16 protein-coding genes, 3 pseudogenes and 1 riboswitch are annotated in these 21,611 nt (G+C 36.8%); of the genes and pseudogenes, 6 read left to right on the forward strand and 13 right to left on the reverse strand.

The genetic code is table 11. The features are described 5' to 3' along the window. Positions 1-94: 94 nt before the first annotated feature. Positions 95-247, forward strand: coding sequence for a small acid-soluble spore protein O (gene sspO / locus ASU02_RS14075; protein WP_057764642.1), 153 nt, complete (start codon positions 95-97; stop codon positions 245-247). Between the two features lie 211 nt (positions 248-458). Here sspO and ASU02_RS14080 read toward each other — a convergent pair whose 3' ends face one another. Further along, complete coding sequence (locus tag ASU02_RS14080) at positions 459-719, reverse strand: hypothetical protein (protein WP_057764644.1); 261 nt, start codon at positions 717-719, stop codon at positions 459-461. A 112-nt stretch (positions 720-831) separates the two neighbouring features. Between ASU02_RS14080 and ASU02_RS25895 the strand changes: the two genes are divergently transcribed. Further along, positions 832-975: a small acid-soluble spore protein P gene (locus ASU02_RS25895; protein ID WP_082631801.1), complete on the forward strand. Its 144-nt coding sequence runs from the start codon at positions 832-834 to the stop codon at positions 973-975. 48 nt (positions 976-1,023) lie between these two features. Here the strand turns inward: ASU02_RS25895 and selA are convergent, their stop codons facing one another. Both selA and ASU02_RS25900 read right to left on the reverse strand, forming a co-directional pair. Then, positions 1,024-2,427 carry an L-seryl-tRNA(Sec) selenium transferase gene (gene selA, locus ASU02_RS14085; RefSeq protein WP_057764646.1) on the reverse strand — a complete coding sequence of 468 codons (1,404 nt, stop codon included), beginning with the start codon at positions 2,425-2,427 and terminating at the stop codon, positions 1,024-1,026. A gap of 141 nt (positions 2,428-2,568) precedes the next feature. Next, positions 2,569-2,751: pseudogene (locus tag ASU02_RS25900) on the reverse strand (Rdx family protein); the annotation flags it as partial. 187 nt (positions 2,752-2,938) lie between these two features. Between ASU02_RS25900 and selD the strand changes: the two are divergent. Both selD and ASU02_RS14095 read left to right on the forward strand, forming a co-directional pair. Further along, positions 2,939-4,006, forward strand: coding sequence for a selenide, water dikinase SelD (gene selD, locus ASU02_RS14090; RefSeq protein WP_408607273.1), 1,068 nt, complete (start codon positions 2,939-2,941; stop codon positions 4,004-4,006). A 216-nt stretch (positions 4,007-4,222) separates the two neighbouring features. Continuing rightward, a complete protein-coding gene (locus ASU02_RS14095; protein WP_057764650.1) occupies positions 4,223-4,966 on the forward strand; it encodes an arylamine N-acetyltransferase family protein in 744 nt (247 codons plus the stop codon). A gap of 131 nt (positions 4,967-5,097) precedes the next feature. Here ASU02_RS14095 and ASU02_RS14100 read toward each other — a convergent pair whose 3' ends face one another. Beyond that, a complete protein-coding gene (locus ASU02_RS14100; RefSeq protein ID WP_057764653.1) occupies positions 5,098-6,585 on the reverse strand; it encodes a serine hydrolase domain-containing protein in 1,488 nt (495 codons plus the stop codon). A gap of 960 nt (positions 6,586-7,545) precedes the next feature. Here ASU02_RS14100 and ASU02_RS14105 point away from each other — a divergent pair. Continuing rightward, positions 7,546-8,613 carry an HYR domain-containing protein gene (locus ASU02_RS14105; protein ID WP_057764655.1) on the forward strand — a complete coding sequence of 356 codons (1,068 nt, stop codon included), beginning with the start codon at positions 7,546-7,548 and terminating at the stop codon, positions 8,611-8,613. Positions 8,614-9,655: 1,042 nt separating this feature from the next. On the opposite strand, the pseudogene ASU02_RS26260 reads toward ASU02_RS14105, so the two are convergent. The 7 genes and pseudogenes from ASU02_RS26260 to ASU02_RS27300 form a co-directional block, all read right to left on the reverse strand. Next, positions 9,656-9,838 (reverse strand): annotated as a pseudogene (locus ASU02_RS26260) (IS3-like element ISBt2 family transposase); the annotation flags it as partial. 189 nt (positions 9,839-10,027) lie between these two features. After that, positions 10,028-12,217 (reverse strand): HYR domain-containing protein, encoded by a 2,190-nt coding sequence (locus ASU02_RS14120; RefSeq protein WP_057764659.1) that lies wholly within the window; start codon positions 12,215-12,217, stop codon positions 10,028-10,030. A 1,038-nt stretch (positions 12,218-13,255) separates the two neighbouring features. Further along, complete coding sequence (locus ASU02_RS14125; protein WP_269745986.1) at positions 13,256-13,885, reverse strand: GNAT family N-acetyltransferase; 630 nt, start codon at positions 13,883-13,885, stop codon at positions 13,256-13,258. 27 nt (positions 13,886-13,912) lie between these two features. Continuing rightward, positions 13,913-14,527, reverse strand: coding sequence for a TetR family transcriptional regulator (locus ASU02_RS14130; protein WP_057764661.1), 615 nt, complete (start codon positions 14,525-14,527; stop codon positions 13,913-13,915). Between the two features lie 541 nt (positions 14,528-15,068). Further along, positions 15,069-15,449 carry a RidA family protein gene (locus ASU02_RS14135; protein WP_198317446.1) on the reverse strand — a complete coding sequence of 127 codons (381 nt, stop codon included), beginning with the start codon at positions 15,447-15,449 and terminating at the stop codon, positions 15,069-15,071. A gap of 217 nt (positions 15,450-15,666) precedes the next feature. Then, positions 15,667-17,172, reverse strand: coding sequence for an adenosylmethionine decarboxylase (speD, locus tag ASU02_RS14140; protein ID WP_057764665.1), 1,506 nt, complete (start codon positions 17,170-17,172; stop codon positions 15,667-15,669). Between the two features lie 366 nt (positions 17,173-17,538). Next, positions 17,539-17,910, reverse strand: a pseudogene (locus ASU02_RS27300) (DNA alkylation repair protein); the annotation flags it as partial. 48 nt (positions 17,911-17,958) lie between these two features. Here ASU02_RS27300 and ant(6) point away from each other — a divergent pair. Beyond that, positions 17,959-18,825, forward strand: coding sequence for an aminoglycoside 6-adenylyltransferase (gene ant(6) / locus ASU02_RS14150; RefSeq protein ID WP_057764669.1), 867 nt, complete (start codon positions 17,959-17,961; stop codon positions 18,823-18,825). A gap of 76 nt (positions 18,826-18,901) precedes the next feature. On the opposite strand, the gene ASU02_RS14155 is transcribed toward ant(6), so the two are convergent. Beyond that, complete coding sequence (locus ASU02_RS14155) at positions 18,902-19,840, reverse strand: L-threonine 3-dehydrogenase (RefSeq protein WP_057764671.1); 939 nt, start codon at positions 19,838-19,840, stop codon at positions 18,902-18,904. A 59-nt stretch (positions 19,841-19,899) separates the two neighbouring features. Continuing rightward, positions 19,900-21,090 carry a glycine C-acetyltransferase gene (locus ASU02_RS14160; protein ID WP_057764675.1) on the reverse strand — a complete coding sequence of 397 codons (1,191 nt, stop codon included), beginning with the start codon at positions 21,088-21,090 and terminating at the stop codon, positions 19,900-19,902. 295 nt (positions 21,091-21,385) lie between these two features. Then, a riboswitch (SAM riboswitch) is annotated at positions 21,386-21,495 on the reverse strand. Between the last annotated feature and the right edge of the window lie 116 nt (positions 21,496-21,611).

Consider the following 21,611-nt stretch of genomic DNA (forward strand, 5'->3'; position numbering starts at 1 on the left):
GTAATTTTTACCTTTAAGAAATCGGGAGGATAAACGCAAAAAAACTACATAATTTTACAAATAAAACAAAAACTTATACATGGAGGTGAAGACGATGGCAAAAAACAGGAAAGCAAAACATGTTATACCAGGAATGAATCAGGCTAAAGGTCAAGGAATGGGTGCAGGTTTTAACGAGGAATTTGCCAATGAACCACTGACAGAAAAAGAAAAGCAAAACAACAAAAAGAGGAAGAAGAATCAATAATTATTTCTAGAAGCAAAAAAAGCCCGGTAAAATGTCGGGCTTTTGAATTTCATTCTATTGTAGAATTAACCAGATATTCAGGAGTTATTTTGCATGTTTATTTTGTAAGCTAGCAGTTATTTTTGTAAGACTTTGCTTTTTTTTACAAATTACATTTAGCATAGCAATGCATTATTTTTAAAGTCTTTAGGTAACTCTTGCAAATATATCTTTATTGAAACTCGTTTACTTCACGAACCATTGAACTTAAATCTTGTTGAAATTTCTCCAGTTGAGCTCTTTGTGTTTCTGAAGCCACTTCCAGTGCATTTTCAATTTGCTCATAGGCTTCATTCACTTCCTGCTTTAAATGCTTTAATTGATGGCCATAGCTGGCAGTATCTCTAACAATTTCATGATACAATTCTTCTGCATCTTCCATCCCCTGCTGGGCTGCTTGGAATGCTTGCTGTTTGTTCTTATTATAAGGCATGTTCTATTCACCCCTTCTATATTTTGTACAATTAAATTGTGCAGTCCTTAAAAAATTATTCCGCATAATTTCTCATTAACATTCCATCCTATTGACTAGGAGGGATGTAGAAATGAATAAAAACGATGGCAAGGATATGCGAAAAAATGCAACAAAAGGGCATAACACAGGCCAGCCAGAACCGCTTAGCGGATCAAAGAAAGTGAAAAACCGCAATCATACAAGACAAAAGCATAACAGCAATCACGATATGTAAAGGTATTAAAAAACAGCTGTCGCTTATTGCTTCAGCTGTTACCCTTATCTATATTAAAGTTAATGAATGAAGGAGATGAATTTCCTCTTCCTTCGTTACAGCCCTTAAGTCTATTAGAATCTCTTCCTTATGGATTCTAACAATTATCCCAGGTGTGAAGCCAGTCCGTAGCTTTCTTGCGAGCTGGTCTGCGCTCATATTCTTATGTTTAATAATGGCAACATAAGTATTGAGCTCAACATCTGGCATCGTTCCACCGCCTACTTGTCCAACACTTTCCTTTAATGTTGCAACGTACTGATCAGTGCAGCTTAAAAGTTTGCTGATAAAGGCTTGCGTTCTTCTTTCCAGTTCTTCCTTCGAAGTTAATAAATCTCTAATCACAGGAATATTTTTCATTCCTGCTTCCCCTTTTAAATAATCTATTAATGTGCCTTCCAATGCAGCCAGTGTCATTTTATCCACTCGTAAAACCCTTGCAAGCTGATGCTTCTTTAGCTGATTTATTAATTCCTGCTTCCCCGCAATAATTCCTGCTTGCGGACCGCCAAGCAGCTTATCCCCGCTAAATGAAACAAGATCTGCACCCTTTTTCAGCACTTTCTTAACTATAGGTTCATCGCCAATGCCTTTCTCTTCAAAATTAAAAAGTGCGCCGCTCCCTAAATCCTCATAAAAGAGAATATTCCGTTCTTGCGCAAGCGATGCCAAATCCTCTGTTTCTACTGTTTTTGTAAAACCAATTACCTTAAAATTGCTTGTATGAACCTTTAAAACCATCGCCGTTTGTTCAGTAATCGCCCGATCATAATCTGCAAGATGTGTTTTATTTGTTGTACCTACTTCAACAAGCTCTGCACCACTTTCTTCCATTATAGAAGAGATTCGAAAAGAGCCGCCGATTTCAACAAGCTGGCCCCTTGATACAATCACTTGACGATTATTAGCCAATGCCTTAAGTATGAGATAGACCGCCGCTGCATTATTATTCACAACCATAGCAGCCTCTGCACCAGTAAGCTCTTTCAACAGTCCTTCAATATGACTATGCCTTGAGCCACGCTCACCTTCTTCAAGTCTATACTCTAAATTGGAATAATGTAATGCTGTTTCAAGCACATGATTTACAGCACGTTCACTCAGTCTTGCACGGCCAAGATTTGTATGCAAAATTGTCCCCGTAGCATTAATCACTCGTTTAATCGTATAGCTATATTGCTTTCCTGCATGTTCTTCTAAACGCTGAAAAAGTAGCTCTGTAAATTGCTGACTGCCTGGCTCAGCCCCTTGCCATTTTCCATTGATAATTTCAGTACGAACATATTCAAGTACTTTTTTCATTTCATTGGTCATATGTATTGAATCAATCCCGCTCTTCTCCAACAATAGAACAAAACGTGAATCTTTTTGGAGCTCATGAACAGGAGGTATATTTCTTAGTAACTGCTTCAACTTGCCCCCTCCTTCTCTTGCAGATTCATTATATACCATTTTTGCCCTAAGGCTAAAGGAAGTCTAGTTGATAGTTTAGTTTACATAATATTTTTATATAAAACAAACCTCCTCTTTGTATAGAGAAGGTTTGTTAATAGGCTATGCTTCCATTTTTCCAATCACTTCTTGAGCTTTCGGAAATAATCCTGTTTCATCTTTAGAGTAAATTTTTTCTCCGTTTACAGTCACTTCGAAAACCCCGCCAGAGCTAGGGACTAATTCCATTTTCTTAATATTCGTTCGAAAATGAGTAAATAATTCTTCCGCGAAACTCGCGGCTTTCGGTGCATAGTTTCACTGCATGCAAAATTCGATTTTAACTTCGTAGGTTTTCATATCATTGACCTCCAAGTATAAATTCTCGAAACTTTCATATTTTTTCACTTCTATTGTAGTATAAATGCTGTTTTTCCACAAATGCTGAACTACAATCAAGTGATTTTACTCAGTATTAGAGGTATACTGATGGATGGAGGTGGTATCAGTGAGTGAGCAAGAAAAAATTCGTTTAACTTCATTGTCAACAAAAGCTGGCTGAGGCTGCAAAATTGGTCCTGAGGACTTGTCGCAAGTTTTGCGACTGTTGCCGAAACAAGATCCAGTTCCGGAATTGCTTGTCGGCCATGAAACAAGCGATGATGCTGGTGTGTATCAATTAACAGATTCAATTGCATTAATACAAACTATCGATTACTTTACTCCAATCGTCGATGATCCATATATGTTTGGCCAAATTGCCGCTTCAAATGCCCTTAGTGATGTTTATGCTATGGGAGGACAGCCCAAAACAGTCCTCAATATTGTTGGTTATCCTGTGAAAAAACTGGGACCTGATATATTAGCAGAGATACTTAGAGGTGCAGCAGACAAGGTGAAAGAAGCTGGTGCAATTACAGTAGGAGGACATTCCATTGATGACCAAGAGCCAAAATTTGGTCTTTCTGTAACAGGAATTGTTCATCCAAACCATGTATGGAAAAATGTTGGTGCCAAACCAGACGATGTTCTCGTCTTAACAAAGCCGATCGGTGTTGGAATCATGACCACCGGAATTAAACGTGGGGTAGTGACAATAGAACAAGAAAGAGAAGTAACCGAAACAATGGCTTCTCTAAATAAAGTCGCTGCTGAAATTTTGACTTCCTTTACACCCCATGCAGTAACCGATGTGACTGGATTTGGTCTGCTAGGTCATGGAAGTGAAATGGCTAGAGGAAGTAATGTAAGCCTTGAAATTGATTATAAACGTATCCCAATTCTAGATGGTACATATGAACTTGCTGTGAAAGGGGTCATTCCTGGAGGCACAAAAGCAAACTATAACTGGCTTGCTAATGACGTTGATTATGGCACCATTATGCCTGATGAACAATATATTCTTTGCGATGCAATTACTTCAGGCGGATTGCTTGTTGCAATGAATAAAGAAGAGGCAGAACAATATGTTCAGCAATTGCATCATGCAGGGCTTCCATCTGCATCTATTATTGGGCGAGTATCCGAAAGGCAGGATAAGCTCATTTATTTGAAAGAGTGAAACGTCAGTTAGTTTGGGGTTCTTCATCCCATAAATTGTTAGTTAAACGAATAGCCCAGGAACGCCAATTCCTGTGGCCTTCGCCTGGCTAGGACATCTTGTCCGTCATCAGGCATTTACGGGCTGTTTAATCCCCCGCCTAGAATTTACTGTACCCAGAACTTCTAAAGTTGGGATTTTGCCGGCCGAAATCTGCGAGAAAGCAAAGGTGTTTTTATGGATGTTCAAGCATACTTAAAACGCATTTCAGTTGAAAAGGAAGAGCAGTTAACATTAGAATATCTGGCTAAACTCCAGAAAAATCATATGGAAAAAATTCCATTTGAAAATTTAGATGTCACACGGAAAGTGAAAATTAATTTAATCATTGATCGCTTTCATGAAAAAGTTATGAAGAATGGGCGAGGAGGATTTTGCTACGAGCTTAACGGGCTATTCCAACAGCTCTTAACAAATCTAGGCTATCGTTCTCACCTCATAGCTTGCACCGTGAAAAGGCCTAAAGGTTGGGCAAAAGCTGATACACACGCAGCTATTATTGTTCACTTAGACCGGCCCTACCTTGTAGATGTTGGCTTTGGGGACTCAGTTCGAAAGCCAATTCCCTTAACAGGAGAGGAACAGACGGATGTAAGCGGGACTTATCGAGTAATAGAAGCAGGGCAAAGTTCATTTGATTTACAACGTTTGGATGAGGATCAATGGAAGACACTCTATCAATTTTCAACCGCTGTTAAAAACATTGAAGATTTTGAAGAAGGCTCTCTATATAATCAAACGTCTCCAGACTCTACTTTCACACATGGGGATATCGTTACACTCGGAACTTCTGATGGCCGTATAACCTTATCTGGCTTAACCGTTACAATAACGAAAAATGGGCAAAAGGAAAAATGGGAGCTTTCATCAGAGGAAGAAAAAATAAAGTTTCTTAAAGAACATTTTCATATTAATATATAATATGATAACAATTGTTGCCATTTTTAAACCCAAAGCTATAGGATTAATACATGTTTAGAATTTTTAAATAAGCTTGAGGCATCTATCCTCAAGCTTATTATTTTTTCACAAGTATTATAGATGTATTTGATCTATTTCTTCATCTGAAGGATTCGGATCATACGAGATATAACAATTATTAGACTCATTATAGAAACTATTCCAAGCCAAATGATAATACTAGGCATTGTCATTAGGATTCCTTTCATATTAAGAACTCTTCCACCCCCAATAAATGTGATGATAGATGGAATTAAAATAAGCAGAAAGAACGGAATAAGCCTAACAATGAGATAGAAAAATGAGCGCCATTTTGGACGTTTTTTATATTTTCGCTCCCAGTTTTCTATATGCAGGAAGTTTCGAATTTCTAAAATGATGGATAACGCAATTAGAACAATCATTCCTATTTCTAGAAACTGGCTGCCCCAAAAAGACTCTTCTGTTGGATGATTGGCCAATAACTTCGTAATACCATTTGTAAAAGAGGAATAGTCAACAAATGTATTTAACCCACTATTAAACAGCATGACCACACCATATCCATCCTCTGGCAATAAAACTTCTTTAGCCTTGTATGTCCATAAGATTCCGCTATGCTGAACTTGTTTTTTGCCATCCTCTGTTTCACCGATATTCCACCCCATTCCATATGAAATCTCTGAACTTGCAGAAGTTTGCATTATTTGAATGCCACTAGAACTTAGGATTTGATTATTCTTATACATCCCGCCATTTTGTTGTGAGATTAACCAGTTCGCCATATCGTCAGCGGTAGAAACAATGCCTGCTGGACCATCGATAAACCATTCTGGCTCGTTTACTGCCACTGGTTTTCCAAAAAGGAAAAAATGTCCGGAAGAAAGCTTGTCAGATTTATTAAGTTCATTTGTATTAGTGACATTATAAGTATGTTTCATATCTAATGGTTTAAAAATATGATTAGTTAAATAATCTGAGAATTTCTCTTTACTTACAACTTCCACCAGGCGAGCTAATATTTGATAATTTGGATTATGGTAATGATATTTCTGTCCGGGTTCACTAGCAAGATCAACATTCTTTATTCGGTCTATTGCAGCTTTAAGACTATTTGGTTGTGGATTCAGAGTCATGTCAGGATTCACCCTGTCGGTTAACCCGCTTGTTTGATTTAATAAATGTCGTACAGTTATTTTTGACCCTCTTTTATCGTGTAAATTTAAAGAAGAAATGTAATTGACAACAGGCGTATCTAGATTTACTCTCCCATCTTCAACTAGCTGCATGACAGCCAAAGCAGTAAAGGATTTGCTTAAAGAAGCAATCGGAAACGGAGTATCTGATGTGACGGGAATCTTGTCTGCTGTTTGTCCATAGCCTTTTGAAAAGATCACCTTATCTTTATGAGTAATTGCAACAGATGCTCCCGGAATATTGTTCTTTTCCATCATTGATTGAATGAATTGATCAATCTCATAAACCTTTTTGCTTGTTTGTGCGCTAGCTTCTTCTCCATTAAATGAACCAAAAAGAATCATAATAGTTGTTAATGTGATCAAATATTTTTTTATTAAAATTTGACCGATGATGTTTTTCATACTTTTTGCCTCCATTATTATTGATAGCCTAAGTGTAGTAGGCAAAACTTTAGAAAATATAAAGAAAAGTATTAAGAAAATCTTAATTTTATTTTAATTAATAGATTTGGTAATTAATCTCGAATGGAAAAGATCCTAATTATGAAATGCACGACCCCTTTCATATAAAAAACAAAAAGCATTACATTTACCTTTACTCATAAATTTTAAAAAAGAACCAATTCATTTAATTAAAAATCAAGAGAATACTAGAATAACCTTAATATAATGTGGAAATAAATACTGCTTTTCCTATCCTTTTTTATACTACAAATGACCTCACTTACCTTACTACAACAACAAAATTTTTTGTTCTTCAGCTAAAACACCCTTCTTATTATAATGTTAACCAAAAACTTTTTCTGGTTGACCACTTTTTATATCGAATTATGATAACGGTAGCCGGGGTAGAACGTAAGCGTCCATTTGAGTCGATCCCGTACATTGGATGAAATTCATGCTTTTGCAAAGCAAATTGAAGAGTGTAAAATTATCCAATCAAATCAATCTCCGTCTAGTTTTTAAAAAAAAACAAACAGCCCGAAATTTTCCAATCATTGAACTTTGGACGGTTATTTAGTATTCCTAAATTTAGTGTTGCATAAGATATTTTTGTAGCTTGTTTCGCTGAATAAGAAAAGTTGCTTATTTTGTTGCATTATATTTTAGGTTAATGGCGAATTTTATCCTGTTCCCACTTGTACAAACTCCTTAATGATAATTTTACATATAGTATTGTGATGGTATAGATACAACCAAGGAAGGATTTTAAATTGTTTATTAATTCATTTAGTGGTCAAGCTTTTCAACGTCATTATGTTGTCCAACTAATCTCTAAAAACCAAGTCACGTGATTTGGATTGAAAGTAAGGACCTCTTAAACCAGTTTATTTAGGAAAAAATATGGAAGGAGTACAATGAATGGTAACCTTTTTCTTTACGGGAGCTCTTCAAACATTTTCTATCCCACCAGATGTATGCTCTATAACCATCCGTGCTGTGGGTGCATCAGGTGGCAACGGTGGGAATCTCCCGAATTTTGGAACTAATGGTGGTGCTGGTGGAATCGGTGCCTCGATTCAGGGTGATTTTTCGGTGATCCCTGGAGAAACCCTATCCATTTTGGTCGGAGGAGCAGGAATGAATAGCGCTACAAGTGCTGGCGGCGGCGGCGGTGGTTCTTTTATTTGGCGTGGAAATGACTTCTCTGATTTAAGCCTTGCATCTATTCTAATTGCTGCTGGTGGTGGCGGCGGCGGTGGTCAGGGTGAAATCACTAATGGGAATCCCGGAATAGCTGCATCGATTACTACAAATGGAACTGCTGGGAATCCCGGTGGAAGCGGTGGAAAAAACGGCAATGGTGGTAGTGCCGTTGATAGCGGCGGCGGTGGCGCAGGCATCTTTACAGATGGTGGTAGTGTTGGTGGTGGCGGTGGCGGTGGAACCGCGATCGACACTGGAGGAATTGGCGGTACGGGTAGTGGTGGCGGAGGTACTGGTGGTTTTGGCGGCGGCGGTGGTGGCGATTTCGATGGTGGCGGTGGTGGTGGCGGTTTTAGTGGTGGTGGTGGTGGTCAACAAATTCCAAACGCCGGTGATGGTGGCGGTGGCGGTGGCGGTTCTTTTAATGCAGGCAGCAACCAAATCAACACTGCTGGTGGCGGACAAGGGAACGGATTCGTTGAAATTACCCTTATCCCTGATACTATACCACCAACCATCGAATGTCATCCTGACATCACCGTTTTCAATGATCCAGGTTCAAATGGAGCTATTGTAGATTATCCACCTCCAACCGCGAGCGATAACTGCTCAGCTGTAACTACTGTTTGTTCGCCAGCATCTGGTTCTTTCTTTCTTCCCGGTACGACAACGGTCACTTGTACCGCAACAGATGCTGCTGGAAATACCAGTACTTGTACTTTCAATGTGAGGGTGGTTGTAGATCCTTGTCGGTTTTTTAGTGGTAGATGCATACGAAGATAGCATCTTATTAATCTAACCTATCTCGTATATTATATAGTAATATATTTATAGAAAAAGCGGTGTGGTGTAGTGATATGTTCCCTATAAGGTAGACAGATGAAATAACAAAAATCTGTTTACTATGAACTGATGTATAGTTTTGAGACTTAGAAAAAACACCTATGCTGCCTGTCCCCTAAATTCAATGGGGATGGGTAGTTTAATTTTGCCTGAATGCGTATTTCGTTGTAATAATACATATATTTTTTACAATATATACCATTTTACAATGATTAAGAGAAGATCATCTTTAATCTCTGAATTCTTCCTCCTATAGCAAGGAGTGAAAGAATTCGATGACGGCATAGTCATGGCAGTTCCCCTTTCGGGACAGCTTGTGATCTTGCAGTTTTCTTTTGTCGTTTTTGAAAGGCACAGGAGGTATAAACATCCCTTTGAACAGTATGAATCTTAATTCCTTCATTTGGTTTCCTTTTATCAATGGCTTCCCAAAGGGAATATAAAACTAAGTGAGTGTCCAGGCTTGTGCTCATTTTTTACGCCACAATTTCATTGTTATACAAGTCTATAATAGTTGATAAATACATCATTGTTTTCCCATAAAGTAAATATGTAATATCTGTTACCCATTTTTCATTTTGGTTTATTGAACTGAACTGACGATTTAAAAGATTTCCCACTACTATATTACTTCCCCCGTTTAAGGTCGCTTCACTTTAATTTGACACTCCACTTTGTTTTTCTGCATGATTCTTTGCACTGTATTCCGATTTACAACTAACTGGTTTTTTCGCTTAAGTAAGTTTTTATTTAACGGGTCCATAACGAAAATGTTTTTCTTCACAAAAAGAGATGCTTAGCTCCTCTAAGGGATTCATTATTACTTGGCGATACATTTTTCCCCAGCGACAACCTCAGGCTCCATCTCATTTCTATCTCTTGGTACATTTTTTGAATTTCCAACTGTATCTCTAATTGGTTTCTTTCTTCTTATTTCCTCTACTTCACTTAATCCATTTGGTTCCTTACCGTTTGTGTATTAATTGCCAACAGGCTGAGAAAATCTGTGAATCTGTCCTTCTCTATGCCATTTCATCCAAGTTTTAATTTGAGAAACATTTTTAACGCCCATTTGGTCCATAATAGGATTGTTGGTATATCCTTTTTGTTTTAACTTGATCACTTTCCACTTAATTTCCTCTTGGTAATGAACTCTTGTCCCCACAAGAAAAACACCTCCAAAATCGTATAAGTAATAAATACGACTCAAGGGGTGTTTTTTCCTTTCCTCATTTTACTGAGTTATTCTCCAGCTCAAGGGGTTTTTTATTTGAAAATTCCCAAAAATAATTTAATGTTAACTAGATTTGTATAAAGTACTCATTTCTTTTTGACCCCATGTGTGGTTTAATCGCTATCTTCTTCGACTGCATCTGCCGCTAAAGAACCTACAAGGATCTACGATTACTTTCACGTTGAACGAACAAGTACTTGTATTTCCTGCAGCATCTGTTGCAGTACAAATGACTGTGGTATTACCGGGAGGAAAGAAAGATCCAGATGGTGGTGTACATACTGAAGTAACGTTAGGAAAATTGTCGCTTACTATAGGATCTGGAAAATTGACAATAGCTCCGTTTGTACCTGGATCATTTAATACTGTAATGTCTTCAGGACAATCAATCACCGGCGGTTCGACATTGTTTACTGTTACTGTAAACGAACATTCTGCTGTATTTCCAGAGGTATCAGTAGCTATACATGTCACTAAAGTAGTTCCAATAGGAAAAAGGGAACCTGATGCTGGTGTACAAACAAATGTTGCTCCAGGACAATTATCATTTATGGTTGGCGGTGGAAAGTTCACTACAGCCCCACTAACACCCGGGTCATTATCCTGAGTGATGTTTCCTGAACAGATAATGGTCGGTGGCTCAACATCGTTGACTGTAATCGTAAATGAGCATTCTGCAGATCCTCCACAAGAGTCAGTAGCAGTGCAAGTGACGATGGTTTCACCCACAGGGAATAGGGTTCCAGAAGCAGGGCTGCAACTTGCAACAACTTCTGGGCAACTAGTACTTACAGTTGGAGACGAATAGTTGACAATGGCTCCGCATACACCCGGGTCATTATCCTGAATGATGTTATCTGGACAAACGATAGTTGGTATGCGATCCAGATCGCTAATGTTGCCAAAAATATCTTGACTGTTGTTGCTCCGAGTGTCAGTCCATACTGAGATTAACTTTTCCGGTTCTGGCAAAGCTGGAGGAATAAAGGCCGAATAGATATAATCACCAATAAATGTACTAGGATTACCAAAGGATAGATCAGCATTAGGGTTAAAGGAAACGTCGGTTATCCGTGTATTTGTAAAACTGGCTCCTCCATCAGTAGATACCGCTAAAAAAACATCTAGAAGAGTAGTAGATTCACGGTTTGTATAGTAAATAATAGTTACCGTCCCGCTGCATGGAGAAACCGATATAAACGGGAAAAAATTTTGGGTATCCTCTGGACTGTTGTCAACACTAGTGGGGGGAGACCAGTTTTCTCCTCCATCATCCGAGAAAGACAAAAGTATGTGAGCATTTGGTGTGCCATTTGTGGTGACGTAAGCCTGCCATACGGCATACACTCTTGCGAAATTTTCGGAACCAAAACATTCGGATGTATCTACCCCAAGAAAAGCAAAGGTAGGGACACGGAATGCCCATACAGGTACCTTCGCAGTTAGAGTAAAAGGAACTCGAACTATAGGACTGACATCAAAAGTGGGACCGAAATTTACCCCTTCATCATCTGACCGGCGAATCCGAAACGTAGCGTTAGTGAAATCTCCCTCAATCCAAGCAACATATACTTCTCCATTCGGACCCACTTGAACATTTGATCCTTGGACAAAAGGAGCTCCGCCAATTGCCGCTGAGATAGGGACTGGCGCCATCCATGTTGAACCACCATCTTCAGACCTTTGAAGTAAAATTTGAGAGGTAGCTGCAGCATCATTAGTAAACCTAGTATAACTAATATAGGCATTCCCTACAAATGGGCTTCCTGGGGTCTTGTCGAAGGCAAGATACTCCTTATCATCAAAGAAATTGTTATCTATGCCAGAAACATTTATGGCAGCAGAAAAGGTTGCTCCATCGTCAACTGACCGATAAACAATGATGGATGCCCTATTAACAGTCTCTGAAACAGGTTGAACAGCGATACCAGCTAATAACCACCTATTGTTTAAATCGGCATCTATGATTGGGTCGCTTGTATTTCTAAATCCTGCTGGGACTGGGAGAAACGAAGTTGTGAATGAAGCACCTCCATTTGTGGATCGGTATACCCCGAATTGAGGAAATCCATTTGCAAGTGTATAGGCGTGAGAAGCAGCAATGATTGACGAGGAATTATTCGGATTGACCCCCACAGTAGGCTCATTTTCGGGCTGTCCATTTAAAGTTGAGATTCGAAAATCTGTTGAGTCCACTTGTAGTATTGATATGGATGTATTTTCTTCATTCTCCTTATGTTCTTCACTTTGCTCTATAATTTGATGCATTGGAGGTGAACTCGTTATCCTTTTTATTCTTTCTTCTGACATAATGTATTACCGCCTTTCTCATTATTCATAAACTAAACTGGCTAGTATTTTGTCTTAGTTTGATGTATATACCATATGTCTTTGTTATTTAAAAACTACTTTAGTGTATGAACTTCCCTTAACTCGGTTTGGGAGACTTTTGATTGTCTTTCAAAAATAAATTGTGAAGAAGCATTTTTCTCTGTCTATCTACTACTCCGTTACTCATTACTTTTTGATTCCGTGTGTGGTTACATTTCTTCGGTGGCATCTACAGCTAGAGAACATACAAGGTCATAGTTAGTGTTGGAACTCCTTTAGTAAATAGAACAGGTGTAGTAGAACTTTATGAGAAGGTAGGAAAAGGCCAAGTTGCCCACCAACCACTGGAACCTAATATTTATTTATAGATGCACAAAAGGAAAAAGTTTGTGTTCAATCAAGACAGGATCGAACCTGTAAAGTTTGGATGTCCATTAAAATTTTCCAACTCTCTTTTCTTTTTATTTAATGATTAAGATAAGGGATTGATTAAGTAACTCCTTTAATTACGAAGTTTTAAATAATATATGTTAAGACAAACATCTAGTGCTTAGGCGTAATACCTAAAGGGATTGTTCTATTTTTCATCACCAAAATAACAAAAAAAAACGCTGGTAGTGACCTAGCGTTTTCAAATAAAAGAGGGAAATTCGATTTGGAATACACTATAAGGTAAATGCAGTGTAATACTTTCTGATTTGTCGAATAAAGATGTTTTAGAGGAACTTCGACAATATTTTTATTACCCCTGCTATTCTTATTTCTCACAAATTGCTGATTTATTAATAATTATACGATTGCCGTCCGCTCCATACTGCATTGTCGACATTAAATCCAATGCTGACTGAATATTTACAAACAGCATTTAGTTAAAGTCAAAATAAGCAGAGACATCTTCCCTGCTTATTTAAATATAGTGCTTCATTTTCACACAAGGTTCGAAACTGCAATATAAAATCATTTGTGCAACTCCAATAAAATTTGTTTCACTTCATTTAATACTTTAATAAATATATGCTACAAATACTTCCCTGTTTGAGATTTCGGATTTTTCATTATCGAATCCGGAGTTCCCTCAGAAATAATTTTGCCACCCTTTTCTTCACCCTCTGGACCTAAATGAATAAATTCGGATTGAAGAATTCCCATATGGAAAATGTCATGCCAGTGACCATTTCTAAACAAGGAGTGTCTGCTAACTCCTTCATGTTTAAAACCAATTTTCGCATATAAATTAATCGCTTTTTCATTAAACGAAAACACTTTTAATGAGACTCGATGTAAATTCATTTCCTGAAAAGCAAAGTCGAGCAATAATTTTAATGCCTCTTTTGCGTAACCCTTCCCCCAGAAATCTTTTTCACCAATATCAATAATACATTCGGCATTTCTATTTTTATAGTCGATATTAATTAATGATGTTATACCAATGGGCTTGCTCAATTCCTTTTCAATTATTATATAACTCTTTGAAGAACTGGAGCTTAATACAACATTTTCCACAAATTCTTTTGTATCTTGTAATGTGTATAGATCTAATGAGGGATTCGTTGATACCATAACCTCCATATCATTTCTCCATGAATGATACAATTCTGCATCCTCACTTACCATTTTTCTTAATCTGATTCTATTAGAGTTAAACAATACCTTTTTCCCCCTTATGAAAATAATTTAACAGCCATTCCTAGTTTTAGTTTCCTTATCCACCCCAAGTAAATAATAGAGGGAACTATGAAAAATTTCTAACTGATCATTTACAAAATTAGAGAATTCCCTAAGCTGTGAAGTATTAAGCATAAGACCATCTACGAATGAAAGCATAAAACGTGCAATGGATCTTACACTTTTTTGAGGTGTAAATTCTCCTGACTCGACTCCTTTTTGAAGAAAACTTGTAATTCCCTCAATCGTTCTTTTATATCTTTGCTCAAAAAATGTAGGATCTTCTAATGAAAAGAAATATTCTGCCCTTGCTTGAACAAGTGATGGTTGGCGCAGCAGATTAACAATTTCCTTGTGAACAAAATTATCCAGACGTTCAATAAACATATTGCAGTCTTCCTCTATGGCAGTAAAAGAAAGATTATCTACTATTGCTAAAACTTCCAAAAATACCTGCTCAATACTGTCAAAATAAGAATATAGTGTTCCTCTTGCTATATTTGCTTCAAGCATGATGTCATTCATCGAGGTATATGTGTAACCTTTTCTTTCAAATACTTCTTTCGCAGCGATAGCTATTTCCAATTGTTTTTTTCTCCGATAAGCTGCAGTTACTTTAGGCACAACTATAACTACCCCTTTCTTATTAAAATGAACACTAATGTCTACTTTATAATACTAGACATTGGTGTTCAATTTCAAATTATATTTGTTTAACTGCCCTTAAGCTCTTCTGCTTCGATAGTTTAGTAACCTCAAGAAATAGAGTTTTATTTCTTATTAACGTTAATTATGATATAAAAAACGTCTAATCCCATATGTACCAAGGGTCAAGACATTTTTACACCAAATTATTTAAACGTTAAATTGAAATTTACGCACTTTTCCTCTTTTACATCCATTGATCATATCTCTTTTCTAGCCTGATGATATAAACGAGCATAAAACTGTGTTTGGTGTGGACCGTTATGCCCTAATAGAACCTGGATACATTCTAATGGGGATTCCTTTTCCCCATTAGAGCAAACGACGTTAATAGAGAGGAAATGAATATTTTAATCAAAAAAAATGATCCCGGAGCAGTGAGCAGCGCCGGAATCATTTACTAACTTTCTGATACTTCTATTTTACCATTTAACCAATAATAAGACACGTCCTCACAAGGTTAGCGTCTTTTTGCAATCATTTCGATTTCTACATCTGCATTAAGCGGCAGTGCTAAAACTGCAACACAAGTCCTTGCAGGATACGGAGCGGAAAACTGTGTCTTATAAACCTCATTCATAGCAGAAAAATTATTCATATTCGTTAAATATACATTTACTTTTACGACATCGTCTGGCGTAAGGTCAGCTGCTTCCAATACCTCGAATAAATTAGTAAAGCATTGCTTCGTTTGTGCTTGAATATCACCTTTCATTTTTTCTCCCAAAGGTGAGTTCATTGCCGTTTGGCCTGAAAAATAAACAAATTCTCCTGCATCTACCGCGTGTGAGTACGGTCCTGAGGGTACCGTACCCTTGGCATCATAAACTTTCCTACTCATCATTATCCTCCCCTATAGGTAAATGAAATCTCCTGATTTTAGACAAACTGATATTACTACCACTTCTTCTAGCGTATCATAATTGCTCATCCTAAATTAAATGAAAGAGAACTAAAAAACTATTAACTAACATAAATCTAAACAATATACCGTCAGTGAAATTGTTAAAATGACCGGAATTGGTCGCGTTACAATTGAACATGCCCCTCCATTTCCCCTATTTACCTCGATGCATATAATGTTGTGTGACATTTCCTGCATTAAATTCCTCAGTAATATATTGAACAGCTTCTTGTAGAGCTAATATACTGCTATAAGTGAAAACATCTATTGCCGCATAACCGTACTCTGGCCATGTATGAATCGTTAAATGTGCTTCTTGAATAATAACTACACCGCTAACCCCGTAAAGTGAAAATTGATCGAAATGTTCAGTCACAATAGTTCCCTTTGCTTTATGGGCAGCTTGACACATAATCGATTTAATTTGTGGCACATCATTGAGTAATATATCATTGCAATCGTGCAACTCTATTAAAATATGATGCCCTAATACATGCTGGGATTGTATCTTTTGTACTGTTCTTTTAATTTGTGAAAACTTTTTGTTTTTGCAACTTGGGCAACCACTGGATTGAAGTTGAGCAATCGTGGTGAATTGATTGCCAGCGCCGACTGTAAGTGAGTGCTGACAATGAATACACTGATAACCGACGGATTTTCTCTCAATTTCTCCTGTGTAAATTGGCCGTGTAAATTTACGCTGATTAGGCATGTAGGAATTCATATGCTCTGTTGTTTGTAATACGAATAATTGACTTGTTGCCCCTAAAATCTGCGCACCTTCATATGTGTTTATGTCGTATTTAATACTGTCAATAACGAAACCCATAGCATATAAGCTTTGTTGTAGCTGCCACTGCTTTTGATAACTGCGTTTAGCGTAGGAAAAAAACACATGCCGCATTGCTTCCGGCTTTAGTGCGTTAATCGCACGTGATAAAAAAAGCTGTGCGCCAATTAAGGTATACGGTGTATCAGTGTATACGCAATCAAACTGATTGGCGTATGTTTTTTGCAAAGGATCCTGAACGTTATAATAATCTGTTATAATCGGAAGCTCATAGTCCTTAGCTATTTTGCTAATCGTACTTAAAATTCGCCTATCAATATCTAACACAACAATTTTAGTTGTCGTATGTGGAGCAAGTTTCTTTAGTAAAAACGCTAGTGCAACACTTATGAAATCATCATCGCCTAAGCACAAAATACTCTTATTAAATAGCATAGTATAGTCTAGTGCGAGCAATGCACGTTTTAAGGCTGCCTCAACTGTACATTTCGCTTGATCAATTGTCACGTCAGCTGAGGGTCTAGCGTCATAAATCGTGCTTAATTCGCTTATATTTTGTTTAATCCATTCTTTACGAAATGCGTCATCGGTCGTTAATTGAAGGTAGAGTTTAGTATCAGCACCTGTGAGTTGAAAATATTGCAAGATAGCTAACTGACCCTTTTTCGTTAAGCTATGTTTGCCCCATCCTCGCTTGGAAAATTCTTTTTTCATAGCTGAAACGATTGGAATTGGTAAGTTTGTCGTATGAGCTAAAGATTTAGTTGTACAATTTTTATGGAAATATAAAGCAAGTAGAGCCTTTTCTAATGTGTAATAATTTTCTTCAAGCTGCATATCAGCTGTAATTTGTTGTAAGTGTTTTTGCATTGTAGATTCGTCCTCTCAATTTTAATAAGGAATAAATTAAAATTGTCTAAATCAACGAATAGAAAAAGCGCGACTAAATTAGTCGCGCCAAAAGTTTATAAGAAGCTAACTAATTCTAATCTTGCTTTTTTTGCACAACAAATAACACCAAGGTCGGTGGTTTGTTCGACAAAATTTAGCTATTATGTTGATTCAGATTAGAATTCTACAATTAACAAAAAGTTCACCCTTTAATAATATCTTCCTTTTACTTTAAAATAGTTATAAAGATTTCGCAAGTGTAAATCATAAATTGATCGTGTGATATGAGCCCAAAAACATATAGTTTTGAAGAGGACAATTGGGTTATTTATTATAGTCTAATTTTGCATTTTCATGCTGCGGAAAATACGAAATCCCCACAGTGTATAAAAAATTATTCATAACGGATTTCGTTCGTTCTGGCGAATCGTGAATCGAATCTTTCGCACAATCTAGTATATTGGAAATCTTACTTTCAGAAAACTCTTTGTCTTAACCATTCCCTAAAAGCCGGCAGTAGCCACTCTAGCCCTCTGACATTCTCAGCACATTACCACTTGCAATCAATCCATTTATCTGAACATCTTGAGCAATCTCGACTCTGATAAAATTACTGGCATCACATTTGCAGACAGCGTTTAAAAATACGTCCATCCAACGGTCAAAATCCAATTTATTCATTGCTTTTGAATCTGCAATAATCCCTGCAAAGTACACGCATCATCGGCTATAATGTATTAAAATATCATTTTGGAGGAATAAAAATTGAGAAGCGTACAAGAAATGATGGAAATAATTCTTAGTATCGCAAAAAAAGATGAAAGAATTAGGATAGTAACTTTAGAGGGGTCTAGAACCAATAAAAATATACCAAAAGACAAATTTCAAGACTATGATATTTCTTACTTTGTAACTGATATTGATTCTTTTAAATCAACTGATGAATGGTTAAATGCATTTGGAAAAAGAATAATCATGCAAAAGCCAGAAGATATGGAACTTTTTCCACCTGAACTTGGCAATTGGTTTTCCTATTTAATGTTATTTGATGATGGAAATAAAATCGATTTAACACTGATTCCATTAGATGAAGCAGAATCGTATTTTTTAAATACTGATGGTTTGGTAGAGGTACTGTTGGATAAGGATTCTTCAATTAAGGATACATTAGAACCCACCGATAAAAAATTTCATATTAAAAAACCCTCTGCAAAAGAATTTGATGATTGCTGCAATGAGTTTTGGATGGTATCAACTTATGTTGTTAAAGGTTTAGCACGTAAGGAAATACTTTTTGCCATTGATCATTTAAATGAAATTGCAAGACCTAATCTCTTACGAATGATGTCGTGGTATATTGGAATAGAAACTAATTTCTCACTAAGCCTCGGAAAGAATTACAAATATCTCCAAAAACATTTAGACAAAAATGACTGGGATCAATTGCTCTATACTTTTGCAGAGAACAGTTATGAAAATATGTGGCAATCATTATTTAATTGCTATGATCTTTTTAGAAAATACTCCAAATTAGTTGCCAATAAACTGTGTTACGATTATCCAGTATACGATGAACAAATCACTAACTATACTCAAAAAGTTTATCACTCTTTACCCTTCTCTAAAAAGTAAAAACTGAATGACTTTGGGCTAAAACCATCGAAGATTTGACAAAAAAAGACAGCTATTCATAGCTGTCCTTTCGATATTACTTCCCTAGTTTATCTAACATATCTGAAGTCATTTTTGCTAAATCATATTCCGCTTTAAAGCCCCATTCTTCCTTGGCTGCACTAGCATCTATAGAATTTGGCCAGCTATCAGCAATTTTTTGACGAACAGGATCGACGTTATAGTTCATTTTAAAGCTCGGGATATGTTTGCGGATTTCTGCTGCAATTTCTTCTGGATCAAAGCTCATTGCCGTTACATTAAATGAATTTCTGTGTAATAATTTGGATGCATCGGCTTCCATTAACTCAACAATTGCATTTAATGCATCTGGCATATACATCATATCCATGTATGTTCCTTTATCAATATAAGAAGTATAGTGTCCATTTTTGATCGCTTCATAATAAATTTCCACTGCATAATCAGTTGTCCCTCCTCCAGGAGGAGTTACATATGATATCAAGCCTGGGAATCTTAATCCACGTGTATCAACACCAAATTTATGATAGTAATAATCAGCTAATAACTCACCCGCAACTTTATTTACTCCATACATGGTCGTTGGACGCTGAATTGTATCCTGTGGCGTTTGATCTTTAGGCGTAGAAGGGCCGAACGCACCAATTGAGCTAGGTGTGAAAAACTGACTATTTAATTCCCTAGCTGTTTCAAGAGCGTTCATAAGTCCACCCATATTTAAATTCCAAGCGAATACAGGATTTGCCTCTGCAGTAGCAGAAAGCAATGCAGCCATATGAATAACTGTATCGACATTATACTTCTTAGCAACCTCAATCATCGTTTTTGAGTCAGTTACATCTACCACTTCAAAAGGACCTGATTGTGCAGCTTCTGATTCATTTTTTCGAATATCTGTTGCAATCACGTTATCAGTACCATAAATATCTCTTAGTTTAACAGTTAATTCAGACCCAATTTGCCCTAACGCACCTGTAATAAAGATCTTTTTCATTGATTGCCTCCATCTCTTCCCTAATTGAAAGTGTTCTCTATCTAAGAAATGATCATTTTTTAGATAATGCCCATTTCCTTTCCAACCTTTTCATAAATCGCTATTGCTTTATCAAGCATTTCCTTTGTATGTGCAGCTGAAGGCATATTTCTAACTCGGCCAGTTCCTCTTGGTACAGTAGGAAACACGATTGACTTCGCGTAAACACCCTCTTCATTCAGCTTTTTACTGAATTCCTGTGTTTTTACTTCATCACCAATAATACAAGGAGTAATTGGTGTTTCACTATTCCCGATATCAAACCCTAATTTCTTTAATCCTGCTTTCAAATAGTTCGCATTATCCCATAGCTTCTCATTTAATTCTGTGCTTTCCATTAGCAATTCGATTGCCTTCGTACTTGCAACAACATCTGCAGGTGTCAATGAAGTAGAGAAAAGGAAAGGTCTGCTGCGAACTTTTAGCCAATCAATCAGTTCGCGCTTCCCAGCAACGTAACCGCCAACTACGCCTATCGCTTTAGATAGTGTTCCGATTTGAAAATCAATTTTATCAGATAATCCGAAATGCTTAACAGTACCAGCACCATCACCTAAAACACCTGATCCATGTGCATCATCTACATACGTAATAAGATCAAATTCTTCTGCAATTTCAACTATTTCAGGAAGCTTTGCAATGTCTCCATCCATCGAGAAAACCCCATCAGTGATAACCATGATTTTATTATAAAGACCTGATTCTTTTGCTTCTTTTGCTTTTGCTCTTAAATCCTCCATGTCAGAATGGTTGACACGAATAATTTTGGCCTTTGATAAACGGCATCCATCTATAATTGACGCATGATTCAATTCGTCTGAAAGAATGGCATCGTTTTTATCCATTACAGCTGAAATCGCAGCCATATTGCAGTTGAATCCTGATTGATAGGCAATTGCTGCCTCTGTATGTTTAAACTCTGCTAATTTTTCTTCAAGCTTAATATGAATATCTAATGTCCCATTGATTGTACGAACAGCCCCAGCACCAACGCCATATTTGTTAATGGCATCCGACGCCGCTTTCTTTAAACGTTCATCTGTTGCCAGTCCTAAATAGTTATTGGAAGAAAGATTAATTAGTTCTTTTCCATTTATCTTAATAACTGGTCCATTTGGGCTTTCCAGAGGGTCAATCACATTATATAACCCTTTGCCTCTTAAATCTTCAAGATTCTCATTTAAAAATGCATCTAATGTTTTACTTGTCATCATTAAATCCCCCAGTTAGATATTTTCACACTAATTGTCACCTTACAGTATACAGTTGTATTTCTAGAGAGGACATCTGCAACCTTGTTATGTAAAGGATTCATAGATTATACTTTAACATAATTTTAAACTTTGTACATACCTCATGGACAGAATTGATGGTAAATTTTTTAGCTACATTTTCTAGTTTGCTCATTTTATATGAAAGTAATGAGTAAGTAATTGAACGAAAAAAAACCTCCTTTTTTCTCATCCATAAGAAAAAAGAAGGCTCCTATTTACGAAACCATCTCATTTCTCATCTTCCAGATACATAATGCATCTGCAGGAATTGGCACAGTGTTCATTTTAGAACCTGCTGCCGAGACTTCTTTGGGCCTGTCCCTCGGTCTCTCTGGATAAGAAAGTGATGTACTGCTATTCATTTTTAACAAATTCAATTTCTATTTTATTTTAATTATCATAAAAGTCAAGCGATTCAATAAGTTTCGTGATTAAAATCTTCACATTAGTTCTTATTT

The organism is Cytobacillus praedii (genome assembly GCF_001439605.1).
In the GTDB taxonomy this organism is placed as follows: Bacteria; Bacillota; Bacilli; order Bacillales; family Cytobacillaceae; genus Cytobacillus; species Cytobacillus praedii.

Bases quoted from the DNA above. Each gene is read 5' to 3' on its own strand.
- sspO (WP_057764642.1), top strand. From the start codon at position 95: ATGGCAAAAAACAGGAAAGCAAAACATGTTATACCAGGAATGAATCAG.
- ASU02_RS14080 (WP_057764644.1), bottom strand. From the start codon at position 719: ATGCCTTATAATAAGAACAAACAGCAAGCATTCCAAGCAGCCCAGCAG.
- ASU02_RS25895 (WP_082631801.1), top strand. From the start codon at position 832: ATGAATAAAAACGATGGCAAGGATATGCGAAAAAATGCAACAAAAGGG.
- ASU02_RS14095 (WP_057764650.1), top strand. From the start codon at position 4,223: ATGGATGTTCAAGCATACTTAAAACGCATTTCAGTTGAAAAGGAAGAG.
- ASU02_RS14100 (WP_057764653.1), bottom strand. From the start codon at position 6,585: ATGAAAAACATCATCGGTCAAATTTTAATAAAAAAATATTTGATCACA.
- ASU02_RS14105 (WP_057764655.1), top strand. From the start codon at position 7,546: ATGGTAACCTTTTTCTTTACGGGAGCTCTTCAAACATTTTCTATCCCA.
- ASU02_RS14120 (WP_057764659.1), bottom strand. From the start codon at position 12,217: ATGTCAGAAGAAAGAATAAAAAGGATAACGAGTTCACCTCCAATGCAT.
- ASU02_RS14135 (WP_198317446.1), bottom strand. From the start codon at position 15,449: ATGAGTAGGAAAGTTTATGATGCCAAGGGTACGGTACCCTCAGGACCG.
- speD (WP_057764665.1), bottom strand. From the start codon at position 17,172: ATGCAAAAACACTTACAACAAATTACAGCTGATATGCAGCTTGAAGAA.
- ASU02_RS14155 (WP_057764671.1), bottom strand. From the start codon at position 19,840: ATGAAAAAGATCTTTATTACAGGTGCGTTAGGGCAAATTGGGTCTGAA.
- ASU02_RS14160 (WP_057764675.1), bottom strand. From the start codon at position 21,090: ATGACAAGTAAAACATTAGATGCATTTTTAAATGAGAATCTTGAAGAT.